The organism is Paenibacillus timonensis, assembly GCF_022427145.1.
In the GTDB taxonomy this organism is placed as follows: Bacteria; Bacillota; Bacilli; order Paenibacillales; family Paenibacillaceae; genus Fontibacillus; species Fontibacillus timonensis.
Genome location: NZ_JAKSXN010000063.1, coordinates 18,448 through 29,576 on the forward strand (window position 1 = coordinate 18,448; position 11,129 = coordinate 29,576).

An 11,129-nucleotide genomic window follows, 5' to 3' on the forward strand; every position below is an offset into this window, starting at 1 on the left:
GTGAAATTGGTCCTAATGATCTTGCGGCCTACTCCATTTATATGATATTTTTTAATAATACCCATTTTATGGGTCACAAATGAAGGAGTGCTTATCATGAGGTTGCCTTTTCACAATCGATTCATTCAGGAAGCCATTAAGTATGTGAGTCAAGATCAACGACTAATAGGGCTCCTCGCAGGTGGATCCATGATGTACGGGGAAATGGATGAGTACAGTGATCTGGACTTAATCATCGTATACGATAGTGCTTTTCGAGGCGAAATCATGGAACAACGCCACTCACTAGCCGAAAGACTGGGTAACTTACTTTCAGCATTTACAGGCGAACACGTCGGGGAACCTAGATTGCTTATCTGTTTATATGGCCCACCCCCTCTTCATGTCGACCTAAAATTTGTTCAACTGGATGAGCTCGAATCCCGAATTGAGGATCCTTTGATTCTTTGGGAGAAAGGTACTGAGATAACAGCTATCATCAGCAGAACAAGTCCGTCTTTCCCTACCCCTCATCCTCAATGGATTGAAGACCGCTTCTGGGTATGGGTGCATTACTGCGCTACAAAATTAGGAAGAGGCGAAATCTTCGAAATAATCGATACTCTAACATTTATGCGGAATGCAGTGTTGGGGCCATTGGTACTCATTTGTAACGGCCATCTCCCGAGAGGGGTTCGAAAGCTAGAAAAATACGCTCCCAAAGAAGTAGAAGAATTAAGAGGAACCATTCCCATCCACAACTTTGAGAGTTGCTACCACGCTCTAAAAAATACAATCAACATGTATCAACGGTTGCGTCAAGTTTCAGAAATTTCACCGAGGATTGAAGCGGAACGCATCACAATCGAGTTTCTTGAGGGAATCTATTCAGAACGGTCCCAATGACCGAGCCCCCCGCTATAGTTGGTGGGGGGCTTTACTTTGCAAATCGGAGGCAATTACTATTCAAAGGAACCATAAAAAAACGTAACGTAATGCGTTACATTCCTCTACTAACCAACCATACGTTTCGAACGAAATGGCCTTTGGCAACCGTGCAGTGGTCCTTAATGTTCAAGCCCGCAGAAGCGAGATCCCGCTCCAGCGGCTCGGTGGATACGATGACCGCCCTCGGGGCGATTCGCCCCACACTGCTCAACATCCGCCGCCGCTCCTCGGCAAGGAGAACCGAGCACAGATTATAGGGAAGGTCGACGATCGCGGCGTCGTAAGCCCCATCTAGCCCGTTTAAATCGCCGATCCCCAAGAGTTCCGTATCGTCATAACCGAAGTGTCGCAAATTGCTTCTGGCACCGCGAACCGCTACCGGATTGATGTCCCGTCCAACGATATCGATGCCCATCGACAACGCTTCGATCAGCACGTTGCCCATGCCGCAGCACGGGTCGATCGCGCGCTTGCCCTCCGCGGCGGGCACGGCGATATTGACGAGCGCCCGGGCAACCACCGTCGTTAATCCGGTGGAATAGTTGTTCGGTTTCTCTTTGTGCGCAAGCCAGACCGGTTCCGCCGCGCGGCTTATCCCGAGCACCCAATCCTCCTCCCGAGCCAAAAGGCCGAAGGTCACATCGGGGTCACGCATCTCCGCGATGCCGCGAATCCGGGCGCCGATCCGGCGCTCCGCCTCGCGCTCCCCTTCATACGTTAGCCGCCGTCCGCACTTGAGATACCGGATCTTGAAGCTGCGCCCCTCCAAATCCAGCAACGACGCCAGCTCACCAAGCTCAGCCAGGGTAGGTGCGGCAAACAATACATCCAACCGCAGCTGAACGAACGGGCTGCGATTGGGCGGCAACCGGAGCGGGCTTTCCAGGTAAGCCGCCCCCTCAGAAGCCTGCCCAAACAAGGCGCGCTGCTCCATCAGGCACAGCTCCCGCTCGCTCTCATGGCTGGCGAATGGATAAATATAGGTGATGGGGGATGAATTCAAGTTGTGCAGGTTCAAGTTCAATCTAGCGACATCCTCTCTGACGGCTTATCTCCCCATTGTACCAGAAGCTTCACTCTTCCCGCATTTCCGTCAACTGCGCCCAGTACCGTTTAGGCATATGGGACAACCGCCCCTGCGGGTTAAGCCGTTCCCGAATCGCCACCGTGTCGTAAAATTGCTTCCATAACCGGCGGTAAGCCAACTCCTGTTCCCCCGCCTCCGGCAGCACAAGCTCGTCGAGATCCACAATTTCCGTCCGTTCCGCATTTGTCTCCTTCGGGCGATGAATCAGCGCCTGACGATGGGTTTGATCGTAAATCAGAAACGCCTCCCGGCGATACCGGTCACTGAAATGCGGAGCCAAGATCGGCAGTACGCGGTTCTTGGGTTCAATGACGGAAACCAACACGTCGCCGTAAACGGAAAAACGAACGAACCCCATGAATGCGTGGCTCTCCGTGTTCAAGTGCCTCACCGCTTTGCGCAGCCGGTGCACCGTCGTATCGGTCAACATATCCATCGCTGCCCGCCCATAACGGAACCCGAGACGCAAAAAGCGGTAAATCAGCAGATCCTTCTGCGGCTCGCAGGTCAGGAAACCACGCCGGACGAGCTCCTGGGCTTCCGGCGATATCTTACGCCTGATGGCAGCATAGACCCGAGACGCTTTCTCCGGCGAGGTCTCTACCCACCGCGACTCAAATAACGTGACCTGCGGGTCGTCCTCGGCGCGGAGATCGACCAACTCCTCCTTGCGTTCGTAGCTTTCGAACACACAGCTCAACAGGCCGTCGAAGCTCCCGTCATAAGCGTACGCCGCTTCCTTCATCCAAGCAGCCATGCGCCGAGCTCCCTTCCCGCTGTCCCCGCCAATTCCTCGTCGGAGAACAACGACAGCTGCTCCACCTTCGGCTGCGGCAGGAACAGATCGATCTCCTTACGGGACAGCAAGGATCTCAGAATCGTGCTTTCGTTCACCTTTAGCCCCTCCAGCCGACGGCCAGAACAAGTCAGGAAATATTGCGCCCGCTTCAGCACAACTCCCAGCTTCTTTAATCCATGAAAATCAAGTCGCCCCGTTCGCCGCGCCGCCACAATCCGTTTAGCGCTGCGTATGCCGATCCCCGGGACGCGCAGCAGCGTTTCGTAAGGAGCCGTATTGACCTCCACCGGAAAACGATCGATATGCTGGACCGCCCAGTGACATTTCGGATCCATAAATAAATTGAAATTCGGCGTGCGCTCATCGAGCAGCTCCTTGGCTTCAAAGCCGTAGAAACGCAGTAGCCAGTCCGCTTGGTACAGGCGGTGCTCCCGCAGCAGCGGCGGCTTGGTGTCCAGCGACGGCAGCAGCGTATGCTCCGCCACCGGCGTGTAGGCGGAATAATACACCCGCTTCAGCTCATATTTGCGGTATAACGCCTCCGTCAGGTTCAGGATGCTTAGATCACTGTCGGGCGTAGCGCCGATGATGAGCTGGGTACTTTGCCCGCCGGGCACAAACCGGGGGGCGTGGCGGTATTTCACGAGATCGCTGCCGTTCTCGCGAATGCCTTGCCGAATGGTGCGCATCGGCTTCAGGATCGCCTCCTTGCTCTTATCCGGCGCAAGCTGAAGCAAGCTGTCCTGCGACGGCAGCTCGATGTTCACGCTCATGCGGTCCGCGAGTAAGCCGAGCCGGGCAATCAGCGCCGGGTCGGCACCGGGAATCGCCTTCACGTGAATATAGCCGCCGAACCCGTATTGGTTCCGCAGCAGCTCCAGCGTCCGTATCAGTTGTTCCGTCGTATAATCCGGGCTGCGCATGATCCCGGAGCTGAGGAACAATCCTTCGATGTAGTTCCGGCGGTAGAAATGCATCGTCAGCTCCGCCAGCTCCTCCGGCGTAAACGCGGCGCGGCGCGTGTCGTTGGAGCGCCGGTTAACGCAGTATTTGCAGTCATAGATGCAGACGTTCGACATCAGCAGCTTGAGCAGCGAGATGCACCGGCCATCGGCGGCAAAGCTGTGGCAAATGCCGCAAGCGACAGTGTTGCCCACCGCCCGGCTGTCGCCGCTCGCTCCGCTTCCCCGCTCCACGCCGCTGGAGGAACACGATACATCGTATTTGGCCGAATCCGTCAAAATGGTCAGCTTGTCGTATACGTTCATCTTTGCAGCCTCCCTATTGACTGCATTATAAGACGAACGTATGTTCCTGTCAATGAAAGATGAACTACTCCTGTTTGCCGCCGCTGGCCAGCAAGATATTGATATTTTGCTGCTGCCGGTATTCGTTGGGCGTTACGTGATACTTCTTGCGAAACATCTGCGCGAAATGGCGGATGTCCTGATAGCCGAGGTATTCGGCGATCTCCGCGACCTTCAGCTTCGGGTTCAACAGCAGTTGCTTCGCTTGCTCCAGGCGGAGCGAGGTGACGTACTCCTTGTAGCCGAGCCCGACCTTCTGCTTGAACAGCTGGCTGAAATAGGCCGGATTCAGATAGACGATGGATGCGACCTTTTCCAGGGAAATATCCTCGTTGTAGTGCTCCTTGATGAATTGCAAGGCGACGTCGATCGCTTTCTCCCCGCTGCCCTTCGGCGCATCCAGCAAGGTCACCGGCGAATCGGAAGCCTGCTTCATGCGCATGACCACCTGCGGCACGGCCTTGAAATCGTTGTTCAGGCCCGAGAGGACGATCTGGAAAGGCACCTTCAAATAATGCTTCATGTGTGCCTTCACTTCGTCTTGAAACTGGCCGATCCGTTCCGGATCCCGCGGCGTAATCAATCCCAGCAGACTTTGGCGGTCGTAGCTGACGACAAACCCCCGCCCGTGACGCTCGATCAGCTCGGACAGCACATTTTCCACGATAAAATGCTCCAGCCGCACGCTTTTGTCCCCGGCATCCATCTGGACCATCATCAAATAAAAGCTGAGATAATCCTCCATGAACGGGGTCAGGTCCAGATTCCCGATATCCAGGCCCGAGGCCAACCGCTGAAACACGCCTTCGCGCAAATATTTCAAATTGGCTTTCAGAAGCTCCTCTTCCTTGATCAGTTCGCTTTCCTCGCGAATTTCCGCCGCCAGGGTGCCGATGATCTCCTGGAGCCGGGTTTTCCCGATCGGTTTCAGCAGGTAATCTCTTGCCCCCAGCCGCACCGCTTCCTGGGCGTAGGCAAATTCGCTGTGGGCCGAGATGACCACCCACTTGACCTGGGGAAACTTGCGCTTGGAGATGCGCATGAATTCCAGTCCGTTCATTCCCGGCATCAAAATATCGGTCAGCACGATGTCGAACCGCTTCTCCCCCATCAGCTTAACCGCTTCCTCCGCCCCTTCCGCCAAATCCACCGCATATTCCGGATAAATCCGTTTGATCGTCCGCTTGATCCCTTCGCGGATCGCCCTTTCGTCATCGGCAATCAGAATATTCACTTTGAAACGTCTCCTTCCATCGGAAGCGGCAGCATGACGGCCACCTTGGTTCCTTCATCGGGAATGCTCTCGATCTCCAGACCGTAACGTTCGCCGAACATATGCTGCAGCCGGCGATGCAGGTTTTGCAGCCCGATGCCGCCGCTTCCCGTACCGGATTCCTTGGATATTTGCCGGTTTAACGTCTGCTTCAGCCAGGCCAGGCGCTCGGTCCCCATGCCGTTGCCGTTGTCCTCCACGACGATGTTCAACACGTCCCCGACCTCCTGCGTATACAGCTTCAGCACGCCTTGGCGTTTCAAGGATTCGAGCCCGTATTTCACGGCGTTTTCGATGATCGGCTGTAAGGTCATTTTCGGCAGCCGGATGTCCAGCCAGCGTTCGTCGACGGCCGTTTCCACCCGAAGCCGGCCCTCCAGCCGGATCAAGATGATCGTCAAATAATGGTGGATCTGCTCCAGCTCTTCGCGCAGCGTGACCTTCGCCCCATCCTTCCACTCGCTGCTGTAGCGGAACATCGAAGACAACGATAAGACGAGTTCGCCTAGGCGGTCGTTCTCCTTTTCGTCGAGCATCCAGTAAATCATGTCCAGCGTGTTATACAAAAAATGCGGGTTCACCTGCGACTGCAGTGCGTGCAGCTCCGCGTTCTTCTCGCTGACCGAGGAGATTTTGACCCGCTCGATCAGCTCCTCGATCCGGCTGACCATCCGGTTAAACGAAGCGACGAGGATATTGATCTCCTGGTAGGAAGAAACGTTCACCATCCCGCGGAAATTCCCGATCTCCACCTGTTTCATCTCGCGGATCAACTGCTTCAGCGGCTTCGAGAACGTCCGGGACACCAGACTTGCGACGACGGCGGACACGATGATCAGGATCGAGATCACGATGAGCAAATACCGTTTCGTTTCTACCAGCTCAACGTTCAAATCCTGGCGCGGCGTGATGCTGACGACCGACCAGTCGGAGAAAGGCAGCCGGGACGCAACCGTGATGCCGGAGCCCTTTTGCTCCACCACCAAATTGCCGGGTGCCTCCAGCTTGGGGAGGTTCGCCAGCACCGGTGCCGGATCGGTCAGCGACGAGACGACCTGGCCCTGTTGATTGATCAGGTAAACTTGGCTGTGTTCCCCCAGTTTCAAATTATCCAATGCATCCAGCACGGGCCCCGGATTCACCTCGTAGAGGACGATGCCGATCGGTTTGTGCTCGTTCAAATCGTAAATTTGCCGGCCGAAGGCAAACACCGGACTGTCCTCGTTTAAATCGATCAGCGAATGGGCATAAACGCCAAGCCACACCAGTTTCCCGGACGAATCGTGGAGCTGGCGGTACCAGTCTTCCCGAGGATACTCCGAATCGAGCACGTTCATCGAGTTGCCGTAATTGTAGATTTTCCCCCGGTTGGTGATGACGTGAATGCCCACCAGATCGTCGCGCGAATAAAAAATCGCCCCGATGATGTTCGTAATCGACTGCTCGTTGATATAAGCCACCGCCGGCTCGTCGGTTCTCTCGTTCAGCAGGCGGATCATTTCGAAATTGTTCGTGATCGACTTGGACAAGCTGTCGTACCCTTCGTAAAGCAGGCTGAACAGCCCGGCGGTCTGAGCCACGTTTTTTTGCGACAGGTCGCTGATTTTCTCGTGATATTGCTCCGTGGTCCGATTATAGTAAAGCAGGCTAACGATCAGCAAAATGCCCGACATGCAAAAAAGAAACAGCAAAAACAACCGATGGTTTATGGAATGAAAGCCGTTTCGCAACTGTTTTCTCCCTCCCAACCTCGTGTCTTGCTGCTCCTCCATTATAAGTCCGCATCCCTATTTTGCAAGATGATCTCTTTATCCCTTTACGGCCCCCGCAACCATCCCTTTCGTAATTTGGTTCGACAGGAAGAAATAGATCAGAATGACCGGCAGCGCGCCCATGACGAGGAAGGCACCGATCGCCCCGTAGTTCACGGAGTATTGGCTGACGAACGTGTATACCCCAAACGGCAAGGTCTTCAGCTTCTCGGACGAAATAAACGTCGCCGCCAAAATGTATTCGTTCCAAATCGTGATAAAGGTCAAAATGCATACCGTCATCATCGGCGGCACGGATACCGGGATAATGATGCTGCGGAAGATCCGGTAAATGCTCGCCCCGTCGATAAAAGCCGATTCCTCGATTTCCGCCGGGATGCTCTTCATGAACCCGCTGAGGATAAAGACGGCGATCGGGGTGGAAAAAGCGATGTACGGCAAAATGAGCGACAGGTGGGTATTCAGGATATCCACGTTTTTGAAAATCACCATCAGCGGCAGCAATGTAGCCTGCATCGGGATCATCATCCCCATCAAGAACACGGTCATCACCAAACCGCCGTACTTCCAGCGGAACCGTGAAATCGCGTACGCCACCATCGAGCTGAGGAGGATGACGCAGATCATGGTGATCGCGGTCACCATCACGCTGTTCGATAAGTATTTCAAATAGCTGCCAGACTCGTAAGCGTCTTTGTAGTTGTGCCACTGCAGCGCCTTCGGCAAGGCGAAGAAGCTTCCGCCCATGATCTCCTCATTCGTCTTCAAGGAATACAGCAGCAGCCACAACAGCGGGTACAGCTGAGTAACGACCGGAATCGCAAAAAGCACGTATACGATTCCTTTTTTGATTTTGCGCATGGACCTCGCCTCCTTGGCTAGCTGTATTTTTTCTCAAGCTTGTTGAAGATGGAATTGATGATCGCCGTACATACGAGACACAACAGGACCAGGAACGTGGCAATCGCGCTGCCGTACCCGTACTTCAAGGACAGGAACGAGCTGTTGTACATATGCGTCGAGATGACGTCGGTAGCGTGCGCCGGCCCGCCGGCCGTCATGACCATGACGAGGTCGAACGCCTGCAGGGAGCCGATAAACGCCAGGACGATTGATATTTTAAAAATCGGGACGATCAGCGGCATCGTGATGTAACGGTCTGCTTTGAAGCCTTCCGCCCCGTCGATTTTCGCAGCTTCATAAATCTCGTCCGGAATGTTCTGCACTCCGGTGTATTGGATCAACAAATGGTAGCCGAAATACTGCCACAACGATACGAAATACAAGCTGAACATGGCGATCTTCGGCTCGGTCAGCCAGTTATGCGTCCAGCTGTCCAGTCCGAGGGTAATAAGGACGCCGTTCAACATCCCGCCCATCGAGGTCGGGTTATAGATCGTTTTCCAGAGTTGTCCGATAATGACGACCGATAAAATGACCGGCGTAAAATAAATCGACGCCAACGTATTTCCCTTTTTCACATAACGGCTGAGCAAAATGGCGAAAACCAAGCAAAGCGGAATCTCCAGCATGGAGGCTACCGCATAAAGCAGCGTTCTCCGGACCGACGGCCAGAAGACCGGGTCGTTCCAGAACATGTCGCGGAAGTTGGACAACCCCGTAAATTTCGCGGTGGTAATCCCGTCCCAATTCAATAAGCTGGTCCCGAACGAAACGACAATCGGAACAAATACCAGGCACACATACAACAACAGACAAGGCAATACGAAGACGGCTATTGTGCGTGCGGGCACTTTCAGTACTTTCATCTCTCCGCCCCCCAATAGAAATGCGATGCGAAGAAGCGCTCCAGCACGAATGCTCCAAAGGCTACTTCGCATCGATGGAAAGGTAACTTTTTTAGAATATCAGGTAGGGTTCTTGTATAAGGGCTATCGGATTAGGCTTACTGCTTGTTGGCTTCGAAGGCGGTTTGATGCTCCTTGGCCACTTGAGCGGAATCCACTTTCTGAACGAACAGGTTTTGAATGCTGCTCAGGTGAACTTGCGCCGTTGCCGGATTCATCGTATTGTCGAACGCCAGGTCGCCGCCCTTCACTTGGTTGAACAATTCAGCCACGTTGATGGCAAGATCGGAGTATCCGGCAGCTTTCAGGTCGCCGTCGACTTTTTGGCCGAGACCTACCGCGTTTTTGTTTTCAAATTGCTTCTTAGGGAAGTTCAGCGCAAAGAAGTTCAGGAAGTCCTTCGTTTCTTGCAAATGCTCGCTGTTTGCCGATACCGCAAACGCGCTGCCCGGCGCCAGCATGAACTCGTTCGGATCACCTTTGCCGTTCACCGTCGGGAATTGGAACGCACCGACTTTACCCGCAACGGATGAAGCGTCGATCGCCCCCGTCTCCCACGAGCCGATGACCCACATAGCTGCTTGGCCGGATTTGAAGATGTTGCCGCCCGCCGTTGCGTCAATAGAGGTTGCACCGTCCGGGAACGCGCCGGCTTGCACCAGCTCCTGGAATTTGTCGACGGCTTCGATGAACGCCGGATCTTCAAACGTCTTCTTGCCGTCCATCACGTCTTGCAGGAAGCCCGGGCCGCCATTGGTGCGAAGCAGGATGTTCATGAACAGGAACGAGCCGGTCCAGGAGTCCTTCTCCCCGATCGCCAGCGGCGTGATGCCTTTTTCTTTGAAGATCTTCACGTCAGCCAGGAACTCGTCGAATGTTTCCGGGGTTTTGGTGATGCCGGCTTGCTCGAACAGTTCTTTATTGTAATAAACAACTTCGATGTTGTTGCCGTCCGGCAGGGCATACACGTTGCCGTCAAAGCTGTAGTAATCAAGCAGGCCCGCTTGGTACGTGTCCTTCAGACCGTTTTGGTCCAGCATGTCGTTCAGCGGCGCCAGCAGGCCGGCGTCCACGAACGGTTTCATTTGCGCAGCCGGGTTCACGATCGTAATATCCGGAACCTCTTTGGAAGCCGCTTGCGTTTTGAGCTTGATTTTTTGCTGGTCGGTATTCAGCGTGTCGAGCTCGATGTGGATGTTGGGATGCGCCGCTTCATACTCTTCGACCAGCGCATGGATCGTTTTATAGGACGGAGTTGCCGGGTCCGGGTAAATGTTCTGGAACGTGATGGTGATCTTCTCGCCGCTGCTCCCGCTTTTCGCCCCATTTCCGGCCGGCTCGTTCGCCGCCGTATTGTTCTTCGCCGCGCCTCCTCCGCAAGCCGACAGGCTCAGTGCCAGCACGGCGGTTAAAGCGATTGCGGAAGTTCTCTTCCATAGCTTCTTATTGACCATTGAATCATGCCCCCTGTGTTTAGGATAAACTCATTATTATGCCTTTAAGCGCTTTCAACAAGGCGCGAACTTTGGATATCCGGTTGGTTTTTTTTAGGTATGTAGAATTTCCCCTGTTTCCTTGGAATTGGGAATGGAGGGCGAGGCTAAGCGGGGGGGAACGGGTACGGCGTGATACCCTGAATGCGCGCCCAAGGAGTCGGGGCGCCTTGGGGGAAGCGCGGCTTAGGCGAGGGCGAATCAAGGGCGCGAGGGATGGGTGTGATCGTGGGGCGATCGTGGGGCGATGGCTTGATGGTGCGATGGTAAGTAGATGCGATGGTGTGTAGGTGCGATGGTGTGTACGTACGATGGTGTGTAGGGGCGATGGTGTGTAGGTGCAATGGTGTGTAGGGGCGATGGTGTGTAGGGGCGATGGTGTGTAGGTGCAATGGTGTGTAGGGGCGATGATGTGTAGGGGCGATGGTGTGTAGGGGCGATGGTGTGTAGGGGCGATGGTGTGTAGGGGCGATGGTGTATAGGTGCGATGGTGTATAGGTGCGATGGTGTATAGGTGCGATGGTGTGTAGGGGCGATGGTGTGTAGGGGCGATGGGCCTTTTCGCGTGAACATTTCATTCGTGAGATCGTCGGTGCGTTTGGTGCGGTAGATGCGTTTGCTGCTATTGGTGCGGTTGGTGCTTTTGCTGCTATTAATGCTAAC

At 54.5% G+C, this 11,129-nt stretch carries 9 protein-coding genes; 1 reads left to right on the forward strand and 8 read right to left on the reverse strand.

What is annotated here, in order from left to right:
* Positions 1 to 96: 96 nt before the first annotated feature.
* On the forward strand, positions 97 to 885 hold the full coding sequence (locus MJ257_RS20365; protein WP_240270976.1) for a nucleotidyltransferase domain-containing protein: 789 nt from the start codon (positions 97 to 99) through the stop codon (positions 883 to 885).
* Between the two features lie 94 nt (positions 886 to 979).
* On the opposite strand, the gene MJ257_RS20370 is transcribed toward MJ257_RS20365, so the two are convergent.
* The 8 genes from MJ257_RS20370 to MJ257_RS20405 all read right to left on the reverse strand — a co-directional run bounded on the left by MJ257_RS20370 (position 980) and on the right by MJ257_RS20405 (position 10,427).
* Positions 980 to 1,945 (reverse strand): TRM11 family SAM-dependent methyltransferase, encoded by a 966-nt coding sequence (locus tag MJ257_RS20370; RefSeq protein ID WP_372489862.1) that lies wholly within the window; start codon positions 1,943 to 1,945, stop codon positions 980 to 982.
* A 55-nt stretch (positions 1,946 to 2,000) separates the two neighbouring features.
* Positions 2,001 to 2,771 (reverse strand): TIGR03915 family putative DNA repair protein, encoded by a 771-nt coding sequence (locus MJ257_RS20375; RefSeq protein ID WP_240270978.1) that lies wholly within the window; start codon positions 2,769 to 2,771, stop codon positions 2,001 to 2,003.
* On the reverse strand, positions 2,756 to 4,081 hold the full coding sequence (locus MJ257_RS20380) for a putative DNA modification/repair radical SAM protein (protein ID WP_240270979.1): 1,326 nt from the start codon (positions 4,079 to 4,081) through the stop codon (positions 2,756 to 2,758). The genes MJ257_RS20375 and MJ257_RS20380 overlap by 16 nt, the downstream gene beginning before the upstream one ends.
* Before the next feature lie 64 nt (positions 4,082 to 4,145).
* Positions 4,146 to 5,354: a response regulator gene (locus MJ257_RS20385; RefSeq protein WP_240270980.1), complete on the reverse strand. Its 1,209-nt coding sequence runs from the start codon at positions 5,352 to 5,354 to the stop codon at positions 4,146 to 4,148.
* Positions 5,351 to 7,123, reverse strand: a complete 1,773-nt coding sequence (locus MJ257_RS20390) for a cache domain-containing sensor histidine kinase (protein ID WP_372489861.1) — start codon at positions 7,121 to 7,123, stop codon at positions 5,351 to 5,353. Before MJ257_RS20390 ends, MJ257_RS20385 begins: the two co-directional genes overlap by 4 nt.
* A 78-nt stretch (positions 7,124 to 7,201) precedes the next feature.
* On the reverse strand, positions 7,202 to 8,026 hold the full coding sequence (locus tag MJ257_RS20395) for a carbohydrate ABC transporter permease (protein ID WP_240270982.1): 825 nt from the start codon (positions 8,024 to 8,026) through the stop codon (positions 7,202 to 7,204).
* 17 nt (positions 8,027 to 8,043) lie between these two features.
* Complete coding sequence (locus tag MJ257_RS20400; RefSeq protein WP_178020714.1) at positions 8,044 to 8,934, reverse strand: carbohydrate ABC transporter permease; 891 nt, start codon at positions 8,932 to 8,934, stop codon at positions 8,044 to 8,046.
* A 137-nt stretch (positions 8,935 to 9,071) separates the two neighbouring features.
* Positions 9,072 to 10,427, reverse strand: a complete 1,356-nt coding sequence (locus MJ257_RS20405; protein WP_240270983.1) for a sugar ABC transporter substrate-binding protein — start codon at positions 10,425 to 10,427, stop codon at positions 9,072 to 9,074.
* Positions 10,428 to 11,129: the final 702 nt, after the last annotated feature.